Raw genomic sequence first — 22,821 nt, forward strand, 5'->3', positions numbered from 1 at the left:
GGTCGTGTAGCGCGAATATCCGTGACCAGGCAGAGCCCCCCACATCATCGGAAATCCCGGCTCCCGACCCGCAACGGCCGCGCCGCGCCCCTCGGATCCGCCCCCCCGCGCCGCGCCTCGTCCCCCCGCCCGCCATCGACCGCGAGCGGCTCCGCCGGCCCGTCCTCCGCCACCCGGCCCAAGAGGTCCGAACGGTCGATCAGGTGCTCGGCGACGAGGTGGATCACCTCGCCCTCGCGCTGCACCCGGCCGCGGGCGGCCATCAGGCCGGCCTGGAGGATCAGGCTGCGCTGGCGGGTGAACAGGGAAGGCCAGATCACCAGGTTGGCGACCTCGGTCTCGTCCTCCAGGGTGATGAACATCACGCCCTTGGCCGAGCCCGGCTTCTGGCGCACCAGCACCAGCCCCGCCACCGTCACCCGGGCGCCGTCGCGCAGGCGGCGCAAGGTGGCGCAGGTCGAGACGCCGTCGCGCGACAGCGTCGCGCGCAGAAAGGCGAGCGGGTGGCGGCCGAGGCTGAGGCCCGAAGCCCGGTAATCCGCCACCACGGCGGCCCCCTCCCCGAGGGGTGCGAGGCGCACCGGGGGCTCGGCGAGTTCGGGGGACGGCACCGCCTCGCGCCGGTCGGCCGCCGCGAAGAGCGGCAGCGGCGCGGGCGCGAGGCCACGGATCGCCCACAGGGCCTCGCGCCGCCCCAGGCCGAGGCACGCGAAGGCGTCGGCGCCCGCCAGGCTGCGCAAACCTTTCAGCGAGAGCCCGGCCCGGCGCCACAGATCCTCGACCGAGCGGAACAGGTCCGCCTCCCGCACCGTGGCGATGCGGGCGCCGTCGGTGTTGGGCAGGCCGCGCACCAGTCTCAGGCCCAAGCGCACCGCGAGCCGTCCGTCTCCCGCCGGCTCCAGGGTGCAGTCCCAGCGCGAGGCGTTCACGCTGATCGGCCGCACCTCGACGCCATGGGCGCGGGCATCGCGCACGATCTGGGCCGGGGCGTAGAAGCCCATCGGCTGGGCATTGAGGAGCGCGCAAGCGAAGACATCGGGGTGCCGGCATTTCAGCCAGGACGAGGCGTAGGCGATGAGGGCGAAGGAGGCGGCATGGCTCTCCGGGAAGCCGTAGGAACCGAACCCTTCGAGCTGGCGGTAGGTGCGGGCGGCGAAGTCCGGGTCGTAGCCGTTGCTGATCATGCCGCGGACGAGCTTGTCCTCGTAGAGGTTGATCGTGCCGTCGCCCTTGAAGGTGCCCATGGCGCGGCGCAGGCCGTCGGCCTCGGCGGCGGTGAAGCCGGCGGCGACGATCGCGACCTGCATCGCCTGCTCCTGGAACAGCGGCACGCCGAGAGTGCGCCCGAGCACGCTCTCCAGTTCCTTGGTCGGGTAGGTGACGGGCTCCCGCCTGTTGCGCCGGCGCAGATAGGGATGGACCATGTCGCCCTGGATCGGGCCCGGCCGCACGATCGCGACCTCGATCGTGAGATCGTAGAGATTTCTCGGCTGAATCCGCGGCAGCATCGCCATCTGCGCCCGGCTCTCGATCTGGAAGACCCCGATCGTGTCGGCGCTCCGGATCATCGCGTAGGTCGGCTCGTCGCCCGGCGGGATGTCGGCGATCTCCCGCGGCGGGTTCGTCTCGGGCCTGTGCTCGGCGAGGAGCGCGAAGGCCCGGCGCAGGCAGCCGAGCATGCCGAGGCCGAGCACGTCGACCTTCATGAAGCGTAAGGCTTCGATGTCGTCCTTGTCCCACTCGATGATCTGGCGGTTCTCCATCCGGGCCGGGACCACCGGGCAGAGGAGGTCGAGCCGCTCGAGGGTGAGGACGAAGCCGCCGGGATGCTGGCCGAAATGGCGCGGCGTGCCGATCAGCGCCCGGGCGATCTCCAGGGTGAGCCGCAAGCTGCGCTCGGAGAGGTCGAGGCCGAGCGCCTTCGCCTCCCGCTCGCCGACGCCCTCGCGCGACCAGCCCCAGACCAGCCGGGCGAGCGCCCCGGTGACATCCTCCGGCACGCCCAGCACCTTGCCGACCTCCCGCACCGCGCCGCGGGCACCGTAGCGGATCACCGTGGCGGTGAGCGCCGCCCGCTCGCGGCCATAGGTGGCGTAGATCCACTGGATCACCTCCTCCCGGCGCTCGTGCTCGAAATCGACGTCGATGTCCGGCGGCTCGTCGCGGGTCTCGTTGATGAAGCGGGCGAAGAGCAGCCCCTGCTCCACCGGGTCGATGGCGGTGATGCCGAGGCACCAGCAGATCGCCGAGTTCGCCGCCGAGCCGCGGCCCTGGCACAGGATGCCCTGGCTGCGGGCGTAGCGGACGATCGCCTCGACGGTGAGGAAGTACGGCGCGTAGGCCTTCTTGGCGACGAGGTCGAGCTCGTCGCCGAGTTGCTTGCGCACCGCCTCCGGCACCCCGGCCGGGTAGCGTCGGGCCGCGCCCTCCCAGGTCATCGCCGCGAGGCGCACCTGCGCCGGGCGGCCATCCTCTCCGGCCTCGTCCGGATAGGTGTAGGTCAGCTCGTCGAGCGAGAAGCGGCAGGATTCGGCGATCGAAGCGGCGCGGGCCAGCGCCTCGGGGTGGCGGGCGAACAGGCGCGCGGTCTCGTCAGGCTCGTGCAGGTGGCGCCCGGCATGGCGCTCGCGGGCGAAGCCCGCCGCCGCGATGGTGGTCTTCAGGCGGATGCAGGTGACGACGTCCTGCATCATCCGCCGCTCGGGCACGTGGTAGAGCACGTCGCCGAGGACGACCGGCGGCACCCGGGCAGCCCTGGCGAGGCTCGCGAGACCGTCCAGGCGCAGGTGGTCGTTGACGCCGAAGCGCCGCGACAGGCCGCAGGAGAGGTCCTTGCCGAAGATCGCCTTCAAGGTGCGCAGGCGCTCAAGGAGCACGTCGTCCGGCCGGTCGGCCGGCAGCACCGCCACGAGGCCCCGGCTCCACTCGGCGACATCCGCGGTTGTCAGGTGGCAACCGCCGCGGGGCGCCCGCTCCCGCGAGCGGCCGATCGTGAGGAGGCGGCAGAGCCGCCCATAGGCCGCTCGGTCGGTGGGATAGACCAGCAGGCTCCAGCCCTCGGCGAGGTCGAGCCGGCAGCCGACGATCAGGCGGCAGCCGGTGGTGCGCGCCGCGGTATGGGCCCGCACCATCCCGGCGAGGGTATTGCGGTCGGTGACGGCGAGCGCCCGGATGCCGAGGAGCGCGGCAGTGGCGAACAGTTCCTCGGGCGAGGAGGCGCCGCGCAGGAACGAGTAATGGGTGGTGACCTGGAGTTCGACGCTCATCACGCCTCTCCCAAGCCCGCTTCCCCTAAGCCGTGCAGCCACCAGCGGGCGCCGTCCTTCGTCAGGGCATCGCGAAACAGCCAGTAGCGGGCGCCGGTCTCGTCCTCGACCCGGTAATAGTCGCGGGTCGCCGCGACCTCGTCGTCGGCGAGCCACCATTCGCCGAAGATGCGCTCCGGCCCGTCGGCCCGCGCCACCCGGCGGCGGGTGCCGCGCCAGGTGAAGGCGGAGGGCGGTGCATCGGGGAGCGCGGCCAGCACCGCCACCGGCTCCGGCACGGGGAGCAGGCGGCCGGGCCGCGGCAGGTCGGCGGGCCAGGTCACGCCGGTGGCGGGGCTCAAGGGGGCGACCCGGCGCACCGCCCGCTCGGGCCACTCGCTCTCCACCGGAGCCTTGCGAAACACCCGGCCCGGCCCGAGCCGCAGCACCAGCCGGTCGATCAGCTCGGCCATCGCGTCCGGATCCGGCTCCTCGCCGGGGGCGGCGAGCTGGCGCGCCTCCAGGCGCTCGACCCGGGGCGCGGAGAGCCGCGCTTCGTCGAGGCCGTGGCCGGGATCGATCTGCGGCAGACGCTCGGCGAGCAGGCGGGCGAGGTGGCGCGGGTCGCGGCTCGGCCGGGCGGTGCCGACGCTGACCGACTGGTCGAGCCCGTCGACGCGGCGGAAGACCAGGTCGAGCCGGCGCGCGCCGAGCCCGTGCCGGGTCAGCCCCTCCGCCAGCATCGCGGCGAGCCGCCCGCTCACCCGGGCCAGCGTCTCGGGCGCCCCGATCGGCTCCGGGAAGGCGAGCCGCACCGCGTGCTCCACCGGCGGCGCCAGATAGGCGAGCGGTTCGGGGGCGTGGTCCAGCGCCTGGTCGAGGCGACGGGTGGGTTCCTCCCCGAAGCGCAGGCGCAAGGGGCCGCGGGGCTGGTCCAGGAGATGGCCGACCCGGGTGAGGCCGAGCTGGGCGAGGGCCGCGACGGTGGCGGGGTCGAGGCGCAGGGCCCGGAGCGGCAGGTCGGGGAGCGCGTCCCGCTGCCCGCCGGGCGGCAGCACCGTCTCGGGGTGCAGGCAGCGGGTCGCCGCCCAGGCGGCGCCGGGCGTGTCGGCCACGGCGACCCGGACCCGGATGCCCGCCCGGCCGAGGCGGCGGCGCAACTGGCCGAGCAGGGCCGCCTCGCCGCCTTGCAGGTGGGCCGCGCCCGCGACATCGATCCAGATCCCGTCCGGCGGGTCGGGGGCGACGAGGGGGGCGTAGGACAGGCACCAGGCCGCGAGGCGGGCGAGCCCTGCTGCATCGCCCTCCGGATCGGCCTCGATCACCGTGAGGCCCGGGCATAGCGCCTGCGCCTGCGCGAGGGCGAGGCCGGGGCGCAAGCCGAGGCGGCGGGCGGCGGAATCGACGGCCGAGAGCACCCGGCGCGGACCCTCCTGCGCCGCCGCGACCAGCGGCTCATCCGGCGGCGGCCCGCCGCTCCGGCGCCGCCAGCGGTCGGTCGGCCAGGTCGGCAGGAACACGCAGATGACCCTTCGCATCGGGAGCCTCGAGGAGCCAGGTGCGGGGCTCGGCGCCCCGGGCGCGGACGAGCGCCACGGTCCAGCGGGCCCGCGACAGGCCCGGTACGGGAAGAGCGGGGGACGGCGCCGCGACGACGCTCCAGCGGGTCGCGGCGGCGTTCGGCTCCGGGACGGCGGCGCCCCAGCGGCGGATCACCAGGGCGAGGCCGCCGCTGCCCTCGGCGGCGAGCTGGAGCCGGCGCGACGGGGTGAGCCCGAGCCGGGCGACCTCGCCGACCACCGCCGCGAGGCCGCGATGGCGCAACCCCTCCTCCATGGTGGGCAGAACCTCGGCCTCGCGCCGCGTCTCGGCGTAGAGCACCCGGTCGGGATGGAGGCCGACCGCGGCGAGGCCGGGGGCGAACAGGTCGCGGCTCGCCAGGCACCACAGGACCGGGCCGGGCAGCCGGGCGAGGATCGCGGCGGCAAACAGCGCTGCGAGCGCCCCCTCCCCGTCCACGGGTCCGGCCGCCAGAACCTCGTGCACCGCGCCGAGGCGCAGGCCCCCGCCCGGCAGATGCGCGTCCAGGTCTGCCACGCCGAACGGCAGGACCGGCCGGCCCGCCCCCTCGGGCGCCAGCCCACCGATCCGCTCGCGCAACGCCGCGAGCTGCCGCTCTCGCTCGGCCTGCCGCATCTCATGCCCATCACCGACCGAAACACCAACTCGTTCTTGTTTTGTTCGGTTTCATGGGAGTGTCAATCGGGGCTGTGGACGGAGGCGCCGTCAGAGCCTGCCGAAACCGGGCTCCTGTTGACGGCAGCGGGGACAGCTGCCCCGGCGCCGCCCGGAAAGCCCGATGGTGCAAGGAGATCGCCCGAGGGCGCGGCGAGACCTGCGGACGGGCACAGCCGTTGGACAACGCCCCTCAAGCCGCCAGGAGCGCCGCTGAGCTGGATTCGGGGCCGGCAGGTGCCGTACAACTGTCCCGAGGCGCGACGGGCCTCCACGGGCCTCCTGGCGGAGATTCCGGCAATCCCGCCGCGACGGGTGTCGGCGCAGCGTCCGGAGGCGCGAATCCGGCGCCGTCCGAGGGGTGGCGCGACGCCTAGCAGGCTGCTGAAAAAGGGGCTTGTCGCTTTGATGCCTGGCTTGGCGCCGTTTGGTTTGCTGGTTTTCGCCTTGCACCGGCGTTGCGGTGGCTCGTCGTGCCGGGCTCAACCGCTGCGCTGGGGCAGGGTTCGGCTGCGTTGAGCAAGAGGCGGCACCGTTCTGTCGTCAGGCGGTCGCTTACGCTCCGAGGAGTTTTGGCAGCCGCACGAGGTTGAAGGCTGCGGCTGTGAAGGTGAAGGCCATGTCGATCCGCTCCCGCCCGCGGACCCGGATGCGGCCGATCAGGCCGATCTCCTTGCTCCAGCCGAAGCTTTCCTCGATCCGCTTGCGGATCGTCTGGCTGATCGCATAGCCGGGCTGGCGTGTGGTGCGTCCGTCGATGGCGGAGCGGCGTCCCGCCGTGTTGCAGGCCACGTGCGGCGTCACCGCCATGGCGCGCAGTTCGTTCACGAAGTCCGCGGCGTCGTAACCTTTGTCGGCGCCCAGGGTGACGCGGGTGGGACGGTTGGCCCGTTTCTCGATCATCGCCAGGGCCGCGACGCGCTCGGCCTGCCCCGTCGCCTGGGTCACGCAGCCATCGACGATCAGCCCATTGCGGTTCTCCATGAGCGCATGACCCATGAAGCAGAGCTTGGCTTCCTTGCCCTGACCCTTGCGGTAGAGCCGCGCCTGGGGGTCAGTGCTGCTCTGATGAGTGTCGTTGGACAGGCTCTTGCCGCGAAAGTCGACGTCGGGATTGCGCCCGCCTGCCGGGGGATCAGGCGGGTCGGAGGGCGCAATGTCCTTGGGCTTGAGGCTCTTCATCGAGGCCCAAGCCTGGATCAAGGTGCCATCGACGGTGAAATGATCCTGCGACAGCAGCCGCTTGACGCGCGGGATCGCCAGCACGGCGCTCAGGAAGGCGGCGGCCACGCTGCCGCCCAGCAGCCGATCGCGGTTCTTGGAGAAGGTGGAGGCATCCCAGACGGGATCGTCGATGCCGAGGCCGACGAACCAGCGGAACAGCAGGTCGAAGTCGAGGCGCTCCATCAACTGTCGCTCGGAGCGCACGGAGTAGAATGCCTGGAGCAGCATGGCGCGCAGGAGTTGCTCGGGTGGGATCGAGGGGCGGCCAATCTGCGAGTAGATCTCCGAGAACTGCCCGTCGAGCGTCGTGAGCGCCTCGTCGACCAAAGTTCGGATCGTTCTCAGGGGATGGTCAGGCCGAATGCGGCGCTCGAGATCCACGTAGGAGAACAGCGAGCTGCTTCGGAGATCCTGACCACGCACTGAAAACTCTCCCGATGATCCCAGAAGAGTGAATCACGCTTCTGCCGACAGGCGAAGCCCTTTTTCAGCAGCCTGCTAGCGGGGTGCGCTGAGTGGCCTACGCCGGGCCATCCGCGATTCACACAGCTTTCCAAGCTGTTAATCGGGGGCCTGCGCTGAGTAACCTACGGGGCCACGCCGAGTCGCCTTCGCCAAGCCGGCGATTCCGCGCAGACCTGCCTACGGACCTGCGCCGAGTTGCCTACGCGGACGCGCAGACCTGCCTACGCGAACGGGGCCTAACCCCTTGCGGCTGTTCGGAAATTCGCGCCCCCATATAATACCCATATAGCTCTACGGATTCAGACTCGGAATCTAGATTCTGAATCTCTCATAAAAAGGCTTTTGGGGATCGGGAGTTAGGGGTTCCCAGAGCGCGATCGCCGAGTTTGGCCCCCTGCGGGGGATCCGCCTGAGGGGCGCCTGGCGCCCTCCGGCCTGAGGCGAGCGGCTCGATGCCCGCCTTGCTCCGTCCCGAGTCTTGGGTGCCGATCCGCGACTCGGAGACTCCCGGGTCCCGAGTCCTCATCCGACAAAGCCCAGCACAGCCGGACTCGTTTCCCCGTGGAAGAGTCGAGGCGAGGCTTGAAGCGGGGGGACCGACTCGCCTGTACGCGGGATGATGATTCGCCGTCCCGATACGGGACTCTTGCTCGACTCTCGCGGTGCTGCGGCAGCTCGGCAATACTTGGCTGCGAGTCGCGGCTTCCATCGGCCGGAGGGTTACCGGCGGATTGCCCGGTCGGGGAGAAGCGTAGGCAATTCGGCGTGAGACCGGTCACGTCCCATAGGCAGGTCTGCGCGGCCGCGGGATCGGAAAAACCGCCGAATCTCAAAAGCAAGGCGCTGGATTCGGGGGGCCGTGCGGGTGCGTGGGCGCGTAGGCGACTCAGCGTGGCCGAGGCCGGTTCTGGCAGTCCCGGAGCGTAGGCAACTCAGCGTGGGGAAGGCATGCGGGTGAGATGGACAAGATCGACCTCGGAGGATTTAAGTTCTGATAAGTGTAATAAACATCCGATTGATTATTTGAAACAACACTATAAAACATATCAATCAATAGTATTCTCACAAAAAACTATGAATTGCCAAGAAAAATCGCGGGATACGTGCTGCCAAACCGCAGAGGAGGTCCCGCGTCGCCTCATGGTCACCTGGTTTGATGTTTTACATGGTCATGTTTCGAAATCATAAGATGATATGGAAGAAACCTGACGTAAAACCCAGTATCCGAAGTGTTATCTCTTGCCATAGCGCGCGCGCCACCGCCGGATGCACACACCGCTCCCGACTGCATAGCACAGCCGATATTAAGAAAACAATCCTATAACAGGTCGCGGCCAAGCCCGTGGACCCGCGGGTCCACGCCGTGCCCCGCCCGACACACCCCCTCCCCGCGTAGGGAAGTCGGCGGAATCAAGCCCTTGCCCGGGCTCGCTTATTCGCCAGAGCTGCCTTCGGGGGCACCAGAAGGTCCTTCGGATCGGAGGGCAACAGCTGCATCCCTCCGTCGTCGAGGGTCAGGCGCAGGCGGGGAAACACCTCGGTGAGATGGGCGACGTCCTTGCGGAATTCCTGCCGGAACGAGCGGATCGAGCCGTTCTCGCTGCCGAACTGCTTGTAGAGGTTGTCCCAGGTCAGGCGGAGCGGCCGCTCCAGGCGCGAGAGCCGGTAGCCGACCCAGAACAGCAGGTCGAGCTTGCGCGCCGAGCCGGCGAAGGCGCGGGCGGCGCGGATGTCGACCGGCAGCGCGTGCTGGATCAGGTTGTCGTAGAACTCGCGGTGGAACGTGATGGTGGAAGACCAGAGCAGGCCCTGATCCGGATGGTTGTGCAGCGGCAGCCACACATCCATCTGCCGGAACGGCGGCACGTTGAGGGTCGAGGCACGGGTGCCGTCCCACAGGCCGATCTGCATCGAGCAGGCGGCGAGCCGGTTGAGCTGCTCCTTGAACTGCTTGAGCGTGCCGCGCTCGCCGCCGGTGACCGGGAAGCCCATGTCGCGGATGAAGCCCGACATGCTCTGCGCCACCTCGACCTTGGGGCTGCGCTGGCGCACCGCCTCGGTGCAGAGATGCAGCAGGAGAAGGCGCGCCTTGGGGCCGTAGGGCAGCCCCTGCATCTCCATCTCGCCGGTGGTCGGGTTGATGAGCCGGCCGGCATTGATGGCGAGGGTGTTGCGGCCGTATTCCCGCGAGACGTTGGTAACGCCCTTCGGCTCGCGATACGGCAGGCCGCAGAGCGCCAGCACCGAGTGGATGTGCTGGATGTTCTCCGGCGCCGCGGGCTCGTTCTCGATCACCTCGCGCACCATGTCGCGGCGGCGGGCGTTGCGGGGCAGCCGGGCACGCTCGGCCGCGGCCTCGGCCTTCAGCACCACCAGCTTGTCGCGCGCTTCCGATTCGGCGTCGCGCTTGGCCTGGCTGGCGCGCACGAAGGCGAGCGTCGCCTTGTAGGCGACGCTGCCGCGCGCCTTCTCGACGATCTCGATCAGGTCGGCATCGCGCACGCCCTCGACCGGCTCGAGGGCGGATTGCGGCGGGGTCGTCGTCTCCACCAAGAGGGCTCCGCACGGGGACGCGAGCCTTTCGGGCACGCGTCGTGACTGTTGTCTGGTGGAGTCCTAACGCGCAAAACCCGAATCGGCAGAGTCGAGTCTGGCCGATTCTCGAAGCAGAGTGACAGATTCCTGTGAATCTCTGTGCTTAACCGGCGAGTCTTCGTCCCGCCGGCTTGGGCGTGAGCCGAACCTTAATCGGTCTCGTCGCGGGTCTTCGACTCGCTGAACGCGGCGTAGAGCTGTGGAAGACTCTGGATCAGGTAGGCGGCGAAGTCCGGCTCGAGGGTGTCGTCGACGGTGAGCTGGGTGCCCTGACGGCCACGCTCGATCCGAACCACCGGCCGGCCGCCGAGATTGGTCCAGAAAGCCGGCGTCGGGGCCGGCCGCGGCACCGGTGCGGTGAGGCCGGAGAGCAGCCGGGCGAAGCGGTCGTCGGAGGGCAGATCCGGAAAATCCGGTGCGGCCAGGATGCGGGTCACCGCCTCCCCTGCCCCGTCCCGCGCCAGCGCCTCGACGAGCGCCGTCCAGCGCGGCCGCCCGGCCTTCGGCGCCGGGCCGACCGCCGCCACGATTGCGGCCGGCACCGCCCGGCCGATGCCGATCAGGCGCGAAAGCTGGGTCTTCTCGACCGCGAGCGCCGCCATGATGGTGGCGCGGTCGAAGCCGCGGTCTTCGAGCGCGATCGCGAACAGAGCCCGCTCGATGTAGCTGAGATCGGCCCGGGCCGAATTCTCCTGGCCCTGCGCGACGACGAGATCCTCGTCCGAGAGCGCCTTGACCACCGCCCGCACCGGGCGGCCGAGCTCCAGGGCCGCCCGTAACCGGCGATGGCCATAGGCCACCTGGTAGCGGCCCTCCGCGCTCGGATGCGGCCGCACCAGGATCGGCACCTGCTGGCCGCGCTCGCGGATCAGCGCGACGAAGGCGGCGTGCTCCTGCGGATCGCCGGTGAGGCGGTCCTGCACGAAGGAGCTGTCGACCAGGGCCGGATCGAGCTCGACCACCCTGTCGCCCGAGGCGACCATGGCGCGAGCTTCCGCCGCCGCACTGGCGATGCGCCCGAGGCTGCGGCCCATGGCGCCGACGGCGCCGGACCGCACCAGGGGGCGCGGCGCCTCAGGGGGCGTTTCCACCGGCTCGGCCGGGTTGCCAGCTGGCAACTCGGGCGGCGTCTCACGGTCGGCGGAACGGGCGCCGAGGGCGGCGCGGAGGGCGTCCTTGCGCTTCATGCCGGAACGCGTCCCCAGGCGCGGTGCATCAGGCCTTCGATCTCGCCGTTGACCCCGTCGAGGGCCTCGATCGCCCGGTCGTAGGTGGCGCGGGTGAAGCTCTCGCGACCAATCTCGTAGAGGGTCTGCTTCGACAGGCCGGCATCCGAGATGGCGGTCGATTTCAGCATCAGGTGGGTCAGCACGCGCTCGCGGAACAGCGAGCGCATGAAGCCGACCATCTGGGTCTGCGGCGCGTCCGAGGGCTCGTAGCGGGTCACGACGTAGCGCAGGAAGTCGTAATCGAGGTCGGCGCCGGCCTCCTGCACCACGCCGAGCAGGTCGGAGGCCATGAGCAGGAACTGGCACATCGACATCACGTCGAGCATCTGCGGGTGCACCGTCACCAGCATCGCGGTGGCGGCGCAGAGCGCGCCGAGCGTCAGGAAGCCGAGTTGCGGCGGACAATCGAGGATCATCACGTCGTAATCGTCGGCGACGCTCCCCAGGGCCGTGGCGATGCGGCCGAAGAACGGCTCGGCATTCCGGTCGGCCAGCACCCGCGGGGTGTCGTGCTCGAACTCCATCAACTCGAGATTGCCGGGCACGAGGTCGAGGCCCGGGAAGTAGGTCTTGCGCACCACCTCGGCGAGAGGCCGCTGCTCGTCGTCGTGACGGATCGCGGCGTAGAGGGTCTGGTTGGGGCCGACGTCGAATTCCGGCTGGTAGCCGTGGAGCGCGGTCAGCGAGGCCTGCGGATCGAGGTCGACGGCGAGCACGCGGTAGCCGCGCAGGGCGAGGTACTGGGCGAGATGGGCCGCCGTGGTGGTCTTGCCCGACCCGCCCTTGAAGTTGACGACGGCGAGCACCTGGCAATGCTCATCGCCGGAGCGGTGCGGCACGTAGCCCTTCGCCTTCGGGCCGTCGTCGAGGAGCTGGCGCAGCTCGTTGATCTGGCCGAGCGTGTAGGACCGCCGGCCGCCGGGGCCGATCTCCGGCTGCGGGCCCTTGCTGGCGAGCGAGAGCTGGCGCAGGTAACCGTCCGCCACCCCGATCAGCTTCGCCGCCTCGCCCGAGGAGAACGAGCGCAGGAGCTTGTGCGAGGCCGGCGGGAAGAGCGTGCGCCGGAGCGCGTTCAACTCGCTCGACAGGGCGCCGCCGTCATCGGCGATGATCCGGGTGATCGTGGGACGGTCGGAGGCTGCGGCTCTCGCCTGCTCCTGCGGCTGATCGGGCATTTACGGTTCCTGAGCGCATCGCGAGGATATTCCGTAAAACGATGCCAGCGTGGCTGTCACGGTGCAAACTTTTTTTGGTTAAGGGCCATTAACCATGGGCAGCTGGTTGCCAGCTGGCAACCTGAGACCGGCCCCGAGCAGGATTTCACCCTCGCCCGGCAGTTGCCAGCTGGCAACCGAAGAGGATGCGGCGAGCCGTCCATGCGTGAGCGATACGCACGCGAGAGTGCAATCTTCTCGATATTCGCGCGCCTCCCGAACCCCTAAGAGCCGAGAACCGGGCGAGAGGAGGTGAAGGTCATGGCGATCCTGAAGACGGAAGCAGACCTCGAACGGGTCTACGGCGCGTTCGGCGCCGTCGGCGAAGCCTCGACCGTGAAGGTCGCCGACCACATCACACCGCATTACCGCCGCTTCATCGAGGCGGCGCCGTTCGCCGCCCTGGCAACCAGTGGCCCGGAGGGGCTCGATTGCTCGCCCCGCGGCGACCGTCCGGGCTTCGTGCGGGTTGCCGATCCGCATACGCTGCTCCTGCCCGATCGGCGCGGCAACAACCGGATCGACAGCCTGCGCAACGTCGTCCGCGATCCCCGGGTCGGACTGATGTTCCTGATCCCCGGCCTCGGCAACGCGCTCCGGATCAATGGGCGGGCGGTGATCGAGGACGATGCCGAGCTGTGCACCTCCTTCGCCGTCGAAGGCAAGGCGCCGCGCACCGTGATGGTGATCCGTGTGGGCGAGGTCTATTTCCAATGCGCCCGAGCGCTGATCCGCTCCGGCCTGTGGCGGGCCGACAGTCAGGTCGATCCGACGACGATGCCGACGCCCGGCCAGATCCTGGCCGGCTTGAGCGAGGGTCGCGTCGGCGGCGAGACCTACGACGCCGCTTGGGCCGAGCGGGCGAAGCAGACGATGTGGTGACGGGTCAGGCAGCGAGGCAGGCCGCGCCTGCCGCGATCGCCAGGCAGGAGGCGACCCGCTGCGCCGTCAGCCGCTCCCTCAGGAAGATCCGGCCGATCAGGGCGGCATAGACCACGCTGGTCTCGCGCAGGGCCGAGACCACCCCCATCGCGCCGGACTGCATCGCCCCGATGACGATGCCGTAGGCGAGGATCGAGACCACGCCGCCGGCGAGCGCCAGGGCGGTCTCGCGCCGGGTATAGGCCGGGGGCCTGCCGCGTAGGGCCAGAAAGATCGGCGGCATCGTCAGGCTCCACAGCAGGAACATCGCGTTGGCATAGGCCACGCTGTCGCCCGACAGCCGGACCCCGATCCCGTCGACGACCGTATAGGCGCCGATCAGCACGCCCGTTGTGAGCGCCGCGGGCAGCACCTCGGCCCGGACCGTCCGGCCCTGCAAGGCCAGCGAGACGATCCCGCCGGAGACGAGCGCGATGCCGAGCGCCGAGACGAGGGTGATGGCCTCGTGCGCGAAGAGCATCGCGCCCAAGGCGACCAGGACCGGCGAGGAGCCGCGGGAGATCGGATAGGTCTGGCCGAGATCGCCGATGCGGTAGGTCCGCACCAGCGACAGGTTGTAGCCGGTATGGAGCAGGGCGGAGGCGATCACGTAAGGCCAGCTCGCCGCGTTCGGCCAGGGCAGGGCACACGCCGCGAGCCCGGTGACGGCGCTGACCGCGATCATCATCAGGGTCATCGACCACAGCCGGTCGCTGCCGCCGCGCAGGACGGCGTTCCAGCCGGCATGCAGGATCGCGGCGCCGGTCACGGAGGCGAAGATGAGGGGCGTCATGCGGCGGGCTCGGCGCCGCGCCGGCGGATCGGGAGGAGGATGAGAGCGAACACGGGTTTCACGCGGTTGAAAGACGGTCCACGTGAGGGTGGCTCTTGCGGGCGGGCCCGACAAACCATTTGTTCAGGCAGAACCGGGCAGGAAAACTCACCCGAATGCGGCGCGCGCTGCCTCCCCTGAACGCCCTTCGCGCCTTTGAGGCTGCCGCCCGCCTCGGCAGCTTCAAGGCCGCCGCCGAGGAGCTCGGGGTGACGCACGGCGCCGTCAGCCAGCAGGTGCGCGGGCTGGAGGACTGGCTGCGGGCGAGCCTGTTCGAGCGGCACAACCGGCGCGTCATGCTCACGCCGGCGGCCCGCGCCTATCTGGCGGAAATCGGCCCGGCCCTCGACCGGATCGCCGCCGCGACGGCGCTCTACGGTCACGAGGCGGGCGCGGTATTGCGGGTCAATGCGCCGTCGACCTTCGCCCTGCGCTGGCTGGTGCCGCGGCTCGCGCGCTTCCGGGACCGGCATCCCGCCATCCGTGTCCGGCTCGAGACCTCGAACCAGCCCCTGGAGGCCCTGGCCGATCCGGGCGACGTGGTCATCCGCGGCGGGCCCGATATCTTCTACGGCACGACGGCGCGGGTGTTCCTCTCCGAGCAGCGGCTGCCGGTCTGCAGTCCCGGCCTGCTCGGCCGGGTGCCGTTGCGCGAGCCCGCGGATTTGCGCCACCACACGCTGCTGCACAGCGCGAGCCTGCCGCGGCTCTGGGACGACTGGCTGGCCGCGTCCGGCGTCGCCGGGTTGGAGCCGGAGGCGGCGCTGACCCTCGACCATTTCTATCTCACGCTCCAGGCCGCCCTCGACGGCATCGGCCTCGCCATGGGCCCGACGGCGTTGATCGCCGACGACCTCGCTCAGGGTCGCCTCGTCACGCCGTTCGCAGGACCGCGCCTCCCGGCCCGGAGCTACTGCACCTATGTGCGGGAGGGGCGGGAATCGGCCGAGCCGGTCGCCGCCTTCCTGGCCTGGATCGAAGGGGAGGGGGCCGGGGAGGGCCGGTTGCCGCAGGGCTAGAGCATTGTCCGACGAAGCGGATACCGGTTCGTCGCAGAAGATGCGGCACAATCAAACACCTGGAGCACCATCCGAAGGCAACGCGATCGGATGGCGCTCCAGGAACCCGGTGGCCAGGGCGGGGGCGGTGCACCTACATGAACCGCATGGAAAAGACCTTCACCGCCCACCGTGAGGACCGGCCCGGCGCCTCGTGGCTCGCGCGCTTCCGGGACGGGCGGGACGATGCGGCGCGGTGGTATCTCGGGGACGGGGTGTCCGACGGGCCGTCATCCGCCGAGTGCAGGACTGCTCTCTCGCAGCACATGCCCGAGCTCGTTCCGCATTACGACGACCTGTGCGGGATGGTCGGCGACGACGATCTCGCCCACCGCATCCTCAGCCATTACCGCCCGGCCGCGCACAGGCAGGGATGCAGCCAGGCGGTGTGGCTCGGCGACGAGGGACCCGCCCTCATCCGCAACTACGATTATCCCCTGACCTCGATCACCGGCCGCATCGAGCTGACCGCCTGGGGAGGGCGGCGGGTGATCGGGATGGTGCAGCGGCCCTGGGGCGGCTGCCTCGACGGGATGAACGAGGACGGGCTGGTGGCCAGCTGCACCCTCGGCGGCATCGCCCGGCGGGGGCAGGGCTTCGCCATCATCCAGATGCTGCGCTACGTGCTGGAGACCTGCGGCTCGGTTCCCGAGGCGGTGGCCGCGCTCTGCCGCCTCCCGGCGGTGCAGCTCCACAACGTCACCGTGCTCGACCGATGGGGCGACCACGCCACGGTCTTCCTCGGGCCCCGGCGCGAGCCCGCGGTGACGCGCCAGATGACCTGCACCAACCACCAGGAGCGGATCCTGCCCGCCTCCCGCTCGGCCCTCCGCCAGCGGGTGCTGGAGGAGGCGCTGGCCGATCCAGCCATGAGCCTCGAAACGCTGGCGGGGCGCTTCTTCGCGCCGCCGCTCTACTCGCGCAAGCTCAGCTTCACCACGGCCTATACCGCCGTGTACCGGCCGGCGTCGGGCCGGGTCGATTACCTCTGGCCCGGCCACAGCTGGAGCCAGAGCTTCGACCGGTTCGAGGAGGGGGCCTACACCCACGATTACGGCGAGCTGGAAGCGTGATCCGCCGGCACCCCTCGCGCGATCAGCCCTGATCCACGGCCCGCGCCACCTGCGGCAGCACCTGCTCCGGCGGACCCGAGGCCACCATCCTGCCGCCCTCCAGCACGTGCACCGTATCGGCCCCGGCGAGGCTGGTGAGGCGGTGGGCGATCATGATCAGGGTGCGAGTGCCGGCAAGCCCCTGCACGGCCCGCATCACCACGCCCTCGGTCTCGTCGTCGAGGGCGGAGGTCGCCTCGTCGAACACGATCACGTCCGGGTCGTGGTAGAGCGCCCGGGCGATGCCGACGCGCTGGCGCTGGCCGCCGGAGAGCCGGGCGCCGCGCTCGCCGACGCGGGTGGCGTAGCCCTCCGGTAAGGTGGCGACGAAGTCGTGCGCGCCGGCGAGCCGGGCCGCCCGCTCCACCGCGGCCGCGTCGATCGCGTCGAGGCCGAAGGCGATGTTCTCGGCGACGGTGCCGTCGATCAAAAAAATGTCCTGCGGCACGTAGCCGATGCGGTTCTGCCAGGCCGGCAGGGTGTCGGCATCGAGCGTTACGCCGTCGACCGCGATGCGGCCGGCCGTGGGGGTAAGGAAGCCGAGGATCAGGCCGACCAGGGTCGACTTGCCCGAGCCGGTGCGGCCGACGAGGCCGATCGTGGTGTGGGCCGGAATCGTGAGGTCGATGTCCGACAAAGCCGGCCGGCCGGGCTCGTAGTCGAACCCGACGTGCTCCAGGCGGATGGCCTCACGGAACGGCAGGCGCTCGGGCGTGCGGGGGGTCGGGGGCCGCTCGCCGTCGAGCCCCTCGACCACGAGCCGCACCGCCGGCAGGGTGAAGCGCAGAAGCGCGAGCGCGTTGAACACGTTCTGGAATGCCGGCAGCATCCGGTAGCCCGCGAAGGCGAACAGGCCGAGGAGCGGCAGGATGCCGGCGGTGTCGAGCCCCTGCGAGAGCGCGAACAGCACCACCACGATCACCCCGCCGAAGGCCAGGGCCTCGATGACGAAGCGCGGCAGCTGCCCGGTGAGCAGGCTCTCGGCGCTGGCTTGTGCGTAGGCGCGGGCCGGCGCCTCGAACCGGCGCGCGAAGCCTTCCGCCCGGCCGTAGAGCTTCAATTCGGTGAGGCCGCCGAGGGTCTCGTGCACCACCCGGAACCGGGCCTCGTTGCCCGCCACGGCGCGGGCGCCGATGCGCGCGAGCCGCGCCCGCACCACCAGGAAGATCCCGACATAGAGCCCGCCGAAGCCGGCACCGAGGATCAGCGCGAGGCGCGGCGAAACGACGATCAGGAAGACGATCACGGCCAGCGCCGAGGTCGCCCGCGAGGCGATGACGGTGGCCGGCGTCAGCACGCCGACGACGAGGCGGTCGGTCTCGCTCAGGATCGTCTTGGCGAGCGCGGCGCTGTTGGCGGTGGTGAAGAACAGCCGCTCGCGGTCGATAGTGCGAAACAGCAGCCGGCGGGCGAAGCCGTAGCCGACGCTGTGGCTGAAGCGCAGCTGGGCATAGGTGAGCCCGGCATTGACGCAGGAGGTGGTGAGGATGGCGAGCAGCGCGCTCAGCCCGACGACGATCAGGAAGGTGCGGTCGTCGGAGAGCCCGAGCCCGTCGCGGATCGACGCCAGCGCCGGGACCCGCGCCGCCGCGCCCGGATCGCCGACGAGCGTGAGGAACGGCACCACCGAGGCGACGCCGACGACCTCGAGCAGGGCCGCAAGGGCGAGCCCGGCCCCGATCAGCCCGGCGCGGCGGCGCTCGCGCGGGGTCATGGCGCGGAGGATGTCGATCAGGGCGCGCATCGTGGGCTCATGCGGGACTTCAAGGTCAGGGGAAGGGGGCGAGAGAGGGGAGGGGGGTTATCGAGGCCCGATCGCCCGCATCAGGCCCGGCAGCGCCCGGGCGAGCAGGCCCGCTCCGCGCAGGACCTCCCCGGCCTCAGGTACTGAGCGCCGCGCCAGCGCCTGGGCGAGGCGCAACGGCACCTGCGCCCCGAAGGCCGTCGCCATCAGGGCGAGCGCGGTCGCCCGGCCGTGATGCTTGGCGGCGTAGCGGATCTGACTCTCGAGGAAGCAGGCGAGCCGGTGGGCCTTGGCCGCCCGGGTGGTGCCCTGGCCCTCGTGCCGCACGGCGATGCCGGCGAGATGGCGCACGACGAAACCTGCGTCCCGGGCCCGAGCGCAGAGATCGACATCCTCGTAATAGACGAAGAAGCGCTCGTCGAAGCCGCCCAACGCCGTGAAGAGCGAGCGGCGGATCATCAGGAAGGCGCCCATCACCTGATCGACCGCCCGGTCCTCGGCGTGGTCCCACTCGGTCATGAAGTGGGAGGGCACCAGTCGCGCCCGGTCGAGGAGGAGCGCCTGGCCGATCAGCGCGCGCGCGGTCGGCCGCCGGGCGCAGGAGCGCTGCACCGTCCCGGCCTCGTCGCGGAGCTGCGCGCCGACGATTCCGGTGCCCGGATCCGCCATCAGGGCCGCGTAGGCGCCGGACAGGCTCTCGGCCGTGACCCGCGCATCGGGGTTGAGGAACAGGATCGCGGGCGCCCGGCCCCGCGCCGCGCCCGCGTTGCAGGCCCGGCCGAAGCCCTGGTTGTCGGGATTCGCGATCACCTTCGGGCCATGGCGCAGCCGCGGCAGGTTCTCCAGCGAGCCGTCGCGCGAGGCGTTGTCGACCACCACGACCTGCAAGGACAGGGAGTCGCCGAGGGTACCCTCGGCCGCGGCCAGGCTGGCGAGGCAGGCCCGCAGCAAGGCGCCGCCGTTCCAGTTGACGATCACGACATCGAGGGCAGGGCTCGGACCGGCGGTCATATCGGCGATCATGGCAGTCCTCGCGGCGGTCCGAGCCGGCCGCGCAGGCCGTCCAGCACCGCGCCGGCGAGCTGCGCGAGCACGCCCGGGCGGTAGCCGGCATCGGCCCAGAAGAGCAAGGCCTGGAGCGGCAGGTAGGCGGCCTGGCGGAGGCGCCAGCGCCGGGGCACGTGCGGCAGCCGCCAGGCATAGACGCTGTTGCGCAGGTAGGCCGCCATCCGGAACAGCGGCTGGCGCGGCATCTCGATGCCGAGAAGGTTCGAGCGGATCACCCCGGCGCCGACCCGGTGGGGGAGGGCGGTCCCGGTCTCCATCCAGCAGCCATAGCCGTGGGCCCAGGCGCGGAAGCACCATTCGAGGTCGACGCCGTCGATGAAGAAGTCGCTGCGGAACGGGCCGATCCGCGCGTAAGCCGCGAGGTCGACGAGCGAGCCGGAGGTGGCCAGGAACTCCACCGGCACCAGCGAGCCGGCGGCCGGGATCTTCGGGCGGCGCGGATAGTCCGGTGCCTTGCGGCCGGGCGCCGCGTCCGGCCGCGGCCCGACGACGGCCGGCGGCGGGCTCGAACCCCGCAGCCGCGCCAGCGCCGCCTCCAGCGCAGAGACCTGATCGGGCGAGAACGCCGCATCCTGGTCGAGGAGCAGCACCTGCGCCGCGCCCGCGGCGATCGCCGCCTGCGCGATCGCGTCGAGGGCGCCGCCGATTCCGATGTTCCGGCCCGCCGACAGCACGAGGGCGCCGCGCGCGGTCAGATGGGCGGCTTCCTCCGCCGGCAGGCCGCCATTGTCGAACACGATGGTCCGGCGCGTCTCCGCGGCGACCCGGGCGCGCAGGGCGGCGACCTGCGCCGCATCCGGCCGGAAGACCGTGATGCCGATGGCGACGGGCCGGGAATCGGGAGTGGAAGAAGTCGGCAGGATCGTCTCGGCGGAAGGCTGGCGCACGCCCGCGTCCGGCGCGGCGTCGGTGTGGGTCACGGATGGCCTCGTCGCCGTAGGGCCGTCGGGCGGGGCGGGTCAATACGCCGGCGCGGCAGCGAAATTGCGGCGATGCGGGGCGACCGAGCCTCTCCGGGCACGAGGGTCTGAAGCCGCGTTCCGGGCCAGCGCTCGCGCTTTCCCTGTGACCCAAGCGAAAAACCCCTTCCCTTGGGCGTGAGGTTCCCTATCGTGCCGCCGCAATGGTTTACGATATCGATGCGGTCCGTCTTCCCCCCACCTGGCGGGGCTTGGCCGGCCCCCTGGAGGCGGCGTCCGACGCGCTGGTGCGCGCCGATGAGCGCCTGGCCCGGACCGAGCCGGTGCTGGCCGACGGCGCCCGGGCGCGGGCGCACCTGTTCGATGCGCAGGCCGCCCTGCACCTCGACGGCGAACTCGTCGCCCTGGAAGACCTGGTGCTGCACGAGGCGGCGATGGACGTGCGCCGCCCGACCCTGGCGCTGGGGCGCGCCGTCGCGGTGCTGGCCGACCGACGCCGGCTCGCCGCCGCAGCCCCGGGCTGGGCCTTCTCGGGTGCCGGCTGGGCGCTGCTGGCCGGGTCCGGGTCGGGCGCGGCGAAGGACGAGGATGCGGACGAGGAGCTGGACGCGTGCGAGCCGGAGGCGGCGGAGGAGCCGGCCTTCGCCGCCATCGACAGGCTGCTCGCCCGGACCCGCCGCACCCTCGCAGATTACGAGGCGGGCGCGCCGACCCCACGCCCGGCGATGGACGACCCGCTCGCGTCCTGGCGGCGGGTCCTCGACGAGACCCGCGACCTGCCGGCTGTGCTGGCGGCCGCCATCGCCCTCGATGCCTGGCTGGTGCTCGATCCGGCCCCGCGCCGGGGCCATCGCGGCCCGCTCGCCGCGGCCGCCCTGCTGCGGGCCCGGGGCAAGGCCGCCGCCCACCTGCCGGCCCTGGCGCTGGGTTTGCGCGATGCCCAAGCGCGCTGGTCGCGGGCTCAGCCGCCCGCCGACCGCCTGGCCGGCCTCCTCGGCGCGGTCGAGACCTCGGCCCGCCTCATGGGGCGCGATCTCGACCGCCTGGCGCTCGCCCGCGAGGTGATGCTGCGCGCCTGCGCCGGGCGGCGCCGGACCTCGCGCCTGCCGCAGCTCGTCGACCTGTTCGTCGGCACTCCCCTCGTCACGGTGGCGAGCGCCGCCCGGGCCCTCGCGGTCAGCCCGCAGGCGGTGGAGGCGATGCTGCTGGAATTGGGGCCGGCCCGGCCGCGGGAATTGACGGAGCGGCGGCGGTATCGGGCATGGGGGATCGTGTGACGGGCCCTTCACCCTGGATGGACGGCGTTGTGCCGGTCCTTCTCTTCCACCCGCAACCTCATTCTGAGGTGTCGATCGATTGAAGATCGACCGACCTTGAAGGAGGCTTCCAGGGATCGCGGAGACGTCTGGAGGCCTCCGAGGCCGCTACGCGGCGCCTGAGGACGACGTCGCAGATGGGAGAGGCGCGATAAACGATGTCGCTCTGCGAGAGCTCGGCTGAGTTGGTCGACCGGATTCCCGTTCTCCGTCGTCACTCCGGGGCCGCGCCGCGGAGCCCGGGATCCATCATCGCCGACGATGTCGGAACAGACGGACCGCGATCCGCTCCGTTCTCCTGCGTCAGCGGAGAGGGATCCCGGGTTCTCACCTTCCGGCGTGCCCCGGGATGACACGGGGGATGTCGAGACTGTCAAGAGAACATCAGGCAGGCCCTCGGCGCGCCGCCGACCGCGGCATCGACGCCAGGAACGAGTCGGTATCGAGATCTTCGAACCGGCCGCTGGCCTCGCCCTCGATCAGTGGGGTGCGCAACGTGTCGCGCGTCGCGCCCGGCTCGGCGACCGAGGCGGGCCGGCCGCTCGCCGCCGGCCCGTCGATGGACGGCCCGAGATCATCGTCGAGCGGGATCGTCACGGTCCGGATCATGGGCCACCTCCGCGCTCCGTCATACGCGACATCGATCCGTTCCCAGCACCGGCCCCCCTCCCGATTGCGCCCGCCCCCGCTTGCCCCGACAATGCGGCCCCCGCGCCCCCGCGGGCGAAGCTCCCGGGCCAGACCAAGGCATGCGCGTCGTGATCGACCAGGTTTCCCAGCGCCAGCAGGACATTCTCGCTCTCGCCCGCCTGCACGGGCGGGTCAGCGTCGAGGAACTGGCGGCGCGGTTCGAGGTGACGCCGCAGACGATCCGCAAGGACCTGAACGAACTCTGCGACAGCCGGCTCCTGTCGCGCATCCACGGCGGCGCCGTGGTGGCCTCGGGCGTCGAGAACGTCTCGTACGAGGCGCGCCGCCTCGTCGCGCACGGCGAGAAGCGGGCGATCGGCGCCGCCGCGGCGCGGCTCATCCCCAACAGCGCCTCGCTGTTCATCAATATCGGCACCACCACCGAGGAGGTGGCCCGGGCGCTCGGCGACCACGAGGATCTCCTCGTGATCACCAACAACCTCAACGTGGCGACCCTGCTCTACCGCCACCCGAAGATGAGCCTGATCGTCGCCGGCGGGCCGGTGCGGCGGGCCGACGGAGCGGTGATCGGCTCGGCGGCGGTCGATTTCATCAACCAGTTCAAGGTCGATTACGCGGTGATCGGCGTCTCGGCGATCGACGAGGACGGCACGCTGCTCGATTTCGACTACCGCGAGGTGCGGGTCGCCCGCGCCATCATCGAGAATGCCCGCCGGGTCATCCTGGTCGCCGACAAGCTGAAGCTGGAGCGCTCGGCGCCGATCCGGGTCGGCCACCTGCGCGAGCTCGACTACTTCGTCACCGACGCGCTGCCCTCCGTTGCCCTGCGGGAAATGTGCGCCGCCCACCGCGTCGCCCTGGTCGAGGCCGGACTCGAGGCGCAGGACACGCCCGACGCCGCGGAGTGACGCAAAACCGAAAGTCTTAGGCTTTCATTCGCACCCTTCCGCTTTCGGTTTCGCTTGCGTCCGCCCCGGCACGCGTCTAGATTC

Annotated in this window: 17 protein-coding genes; 5 read left to right on the forward strand and 12 right to left on the reverse strand. The window is 71.2% G+C overall.

Translation table 11 applies throughout. From position 1 onward, the window contains the following. Nucleotides 1-44 precede the first annotated feature (44 nt). From DA075_RS01380 to repA, 7 genes are all read right to left on the reverse strand, one after another. Entirely contained in the window at nt 45-3,266 is a 3,222-nt protein-coding gene (locus DA075_RS01380) for an error-prone DNA polymerase (RefSeq protein WP_099951682.1), read from the reverse strand. Further along, complete coding sequence (locus tag DA075_RS01385; protein WP_099951683.1) at nt 3,266-4,783, reverse strand: DUF6504 family protein; 1,518 nt, start codon at nt 4,781-4,783, stop codon at nt 3,266-3,268. The genes DA075_RS01380 and DA075_RS01385 overlap by 1 nt, the downstream gene beginning before the upstream one ends. Further along, nucleotides 4,701-5,441: an ImuA family protein gene (locus tag DA075_RS01390; RefSeq protein WP_099951684.1), complete on the reverse strand. Its 741-nt coding sequence runs from the start codon at nt 5,439-5,441 to the stop codon at nt 4,701-4,703. The genes DA075_RS01385 and DA075_RS01390 overlap by 83 nt, the downstream gene beginning before the upstream one ends. A 594-nt stretch (nt 5,442-6,035) precedes the next feature. Beyond that, nucleotides 6,036-7,127 carry an IS5 family transposase gene (locus tag DA075_RS01395; RefSeq protein WP_099951685.1) on the reverse strand — a complete coding sequence of 364 codons (1,092 nt, stop codon included), beginning with the start codon at nt 7,125-7,127 and terminating at the stop codon, nt 6,036-6,038. Between the two features lie 1,452 nt (nt 7,128-8,579). Continuing rightward, nucleotides 8,580-9,719 (reverse strand): replication protein RepA, encoded by a 1,140-nt coding sequence (locus DA075_RS01400; protein WP_099951686.1) that lies wholly within the window; start codon nt 9,717-9,719, stop codon nt 8,580-8,582. A gap of 194 nt (nt 9,720-9,913) precedes the next feature. Then, a complete protein-coding gene (gene repB / locus DA075_RS01405; RefSeq protein ID WP_099951687.1) occupies nt 9,914-10,951 on the reverse strand; it encodes a plasmid partitioning protein RepB in 1,038 nt (345 codons plus the stop codon). After that, nucleotides 10,948-12,168: a plasmid partitioning protein RepA gene (gene repA / locus DA075_RS01410; RefSeq protein WP_099951688.1), complete on the reverse strand. Its 1,221-nt coding sequence runs from the start codon at nt 12,166-12,168 to the stop codon at nt 10,948-10,950. Before repA ends, repB begins: the two co-directional genes overlap by 4 nt. A 300-nt stretch (nt 12,169-12,468) precedes the next feature. On the opposite strand from repA, the gene DA075_RS01415 reads away from it, so the two are divergent. After that, on the forward strand, nt 12,469-13,089 hold the full coding sequence (locus DA075_RS01415) for a pyridoxamine 5'-phosphate oxidase family protein (RefSeq protein WP_099951689.1): 621 nt from the start codon (nt 12,469-12,471) through the stop codon (nt 13,087-13,089). A 4-nt stretch (nt 13,090-13,093) separates the two neighbouring features. Here DA075_RS01415 and DA075_RS01420 read toward each other — a convergent pair whose 3' ends face one another. Further along, the gene (locus DA075_RS01420; RefSeq protein ID WP_099951690.1) at nt 13,094-13,921 is read right to left on the reverse strand and encodes an EamA family transporter; all 828 of its coding nucleotides are present in this window, start codon (nt 13,919-13,921) and stop codon (nt 13,094-13,096) included. A gap of 155 nt (nt 13,922-14,076) precedes the next feature. Between DA075_RS01420 and gcvA the strand changes: the two genes are divergently transcribed. After that, nucleotides 14,077-14,979 carry a transcriptional regulator GcvA gene (gene gcvA / locus DA075_RS01425; protein ID WP_099951691.1) on the forward strand — a complete coding sequence of 301 codons (903 nt, stop codon included), beginning with the start codon at nt 14,077-14,079 and terminating at the stop codon, nt 14,977-14,979. 137 nt (nt 14,980-15,116) lie between these two features. Next, complete coding sequence (locus DA075_RS01430) at nt 15,117-16,091, forward strand: C45 family autoproteolytic acyltransferase/hydrolase (RefSeq protein ID WP_244936473.1); 975 nt, start codon at nt 15,117-15,119, stop codon at nt 16,089-16,091. A gap of 22 nt (nt 16,092-16,113) precedes the next feature. Here DA075_RS01430 and DA075_RS01435 read toward each other — a convergent pair whose 3' ends face one another. From DA075_RS01435 to DA075_RS01445, 3 genes are read right to left on the reverse strand one after another with little or no spacing between them, the layout of a single operon-like run. Next, the gene (locus DA075_RS01435; RefSeq protein WP_099951692.1) at nt 16,114-17,874 is read right to left on the reverse strand and encodes an ABC transporter ATP-binding protein; all 1,761 of its coding nucleotides are present in this window, start codon (nt 17,872-17,874) and stop codon (nt 16,114-16,116) included. Between the two features lie 57 nt (nt 17,875-17,931). Beyond that, nucleotides 17,932-18,897 carry a glycosyltransferase family 2 protein gene (locus DA075_RS01440; RefSeq protein WP_244936475.1) on the reverse strand — a complete coding sequence of 322 codons (966 nt, stop codon included), beginning with the start codon at nt 18,895-18,897 and terminating at the stop codon, nt 17,932-17,934. Then, nucleotides 18,894-19,862, reverse strand: coding sequence for a glycosyltransferase family protein (locus DA075_RS01445; RefSeq protein ID WP_338067996.1), 969 nt, complete (start codon nt 19,860-19,862; stop codon nt 18,894-18,896). Before DA075_RS01445 ends, DA075_RS01440 begins: the two co-directional genes overlap by 4 nt. Nucleotides 19,863-20,065: 203 nt before the next feature. Between DA075_RS01445 and DA075_RS38085 the strand changes: the two genes are divergently transcribed. Next, entirely contained in the window at nt 20,066-21,139 is a 1,074-nt protein-coding gene (locus DA075_RS38085) for an RHE_PE00001 family protein (RefSeq protein ID WP_099951693.1), read from the forward strand. Nucleotides 21,140-21,562: 423 nt separating this feature from the next. Here the strand turns inward: DA075_RS38085 and DA075_RS01455 are convergent, their stop codons facing one another. Then, nucleotides 21,563-21,787 carry a type II toxin-antitoxin system ParD family antitoxin gene (locus DA075_RS01455; protein ID WP_099951694.1) on the reverse strand — a complete coding sequence of 75 codons (225 nt, stop codon included), beginning with the start codon at nt 21,785-21,787 and terminating at the stop codon, nt 21,563-21,565. Between the two features lie 140 nt (nt 21,788-21,927). Here DA075_RS01455 and DA075_RS01460 point away from each other — a divergent pair, with 140 nt between their 5' ends. Further along, nucleotides 21,928-22,737, forward strand: a complete 810-nt coding sequence (locus DA075_RS01460) for a DeoR/GlpR family DNA-binding transcription regulator (RefSeq protein WP_210207013.1) — start codon at nt 21,928-21,930, stop codon at nt 22,735-22,737. Nucleotides 22,738-22,821 lie beyond the last annotated feature (84 nt).

Origin of the sequence: Methylobacterium currus (assembly GCF_003058325.1) — a bacterium.
GTDB classification, from domain to species: domain Bacteria; phylum Pseudomonadota; class Alphaproteobacteria; order Rhizobiales; family Beijerinckiaceae; genus Methylobacterium; species Methylobacterium currus.

Excerpts from the sequence above, each read along its gene's own strand:
- DA075_RS01380 (WP_099951682.1), bottom strand. The coding sequence starts at position 3,266 with ATGAGCGTCGAACTCCAGGTCACCACCCATTACTCGTTCCTGCGCGGC.
- DA075_RS01385 (WP_099951683.1), bottom strand. The coding sequence starts at position 4,783 with ATGCGAAGGGTCATCTGCGTGTTCCTGCCGACCTGGCCGACCGACCGC.
- DA075_RS01390 (WP_099951684.1), bottom strand. The coding sequence starts at position 5,441 with ATGCGGCAGGCCGAGCGAGAGCGGCAGCTCGCGGCGTTGCGCGAGCGG.
- repB (WP_099951687.1), bottom strand. The coding sequence starts at position 10,951 with ATGAAGCGCAAGGACGCCCTCCGCGCCGCCCTCGGCGCCCGTTCCGCC.
- repA (WP_099951688.1), bottom strand. The coding sequence starts at position 12,168 with ATGCCCGATCAGCCGCAGGAGCAGGCGAGAGCCGCAGCCTCCGACCGT.
- DA075_RS01415 (WP_099951689.1), top strand. The coding sequence starts at position 12,469 with ATGGCGATCCTGAAGACGGAAGCAGACCTCGAACGGGTCTACGGCGCG.
- DA075_RS01420 (WP_099951690.1), bottom strand. The coding sequence starts at position 13,921 with ATGACGCCCCTCATCTTCGCCTCCGTGACCGGCGCCGCGATCCTGCAT.
- gcvA (WP_099951691.1), top strand. The coding sequence starts at position 14,077 with ATGCGGCGCGCGCTGCCTCCCCTGAACGCCCTTCGCGCCTTTGAGGCT.
- DA075_RS01430 (WP_244936473.1), top strand. The coding sequence starts at position 15,117 with ATGAACCGCATGGAAAAGACCTTCACCGCCCACCGTGAGGACCGGCCC.
- DA075_RS01435 (WP_099951692.1), bottom strand. The coding sequence starts at position 17,874 with ATGCGCGCCCTGATCGACATCCTCCGCGCCATGACCCCGCGCGAGCGC.
- DA075_RS01440 (WP_244936475.1), bottom strand. The coding sequence starts at position 18,897 with ATGATCGCCGATATGACCGCCGGTCCGAGCCCTGCCCTCGATGTCGTG.
- DA075_RS38085 (WP_099951693.1), top strand. The coding sequence starts at position 20,066 with ATGGTTTACGATATCGATGCGGTCCGTCTTCCCCCCACCTGGCGGGGC.
- DA075_RS01455 (WP_099951694.1), bottom strand. The coding sequence starts at position 21,787 with ATGATCCGGACCGTGACGATCCCGCTCGACGATGATCTCGGGCCGTCC.
- DA075_RS01460 (WP_210207013.1), top strand. The coding sequence starts at position 21,928 with ATGCGCGTCGTGATCGACCAGGTTTCCCAGCGCCAGCAGGACATTCTC.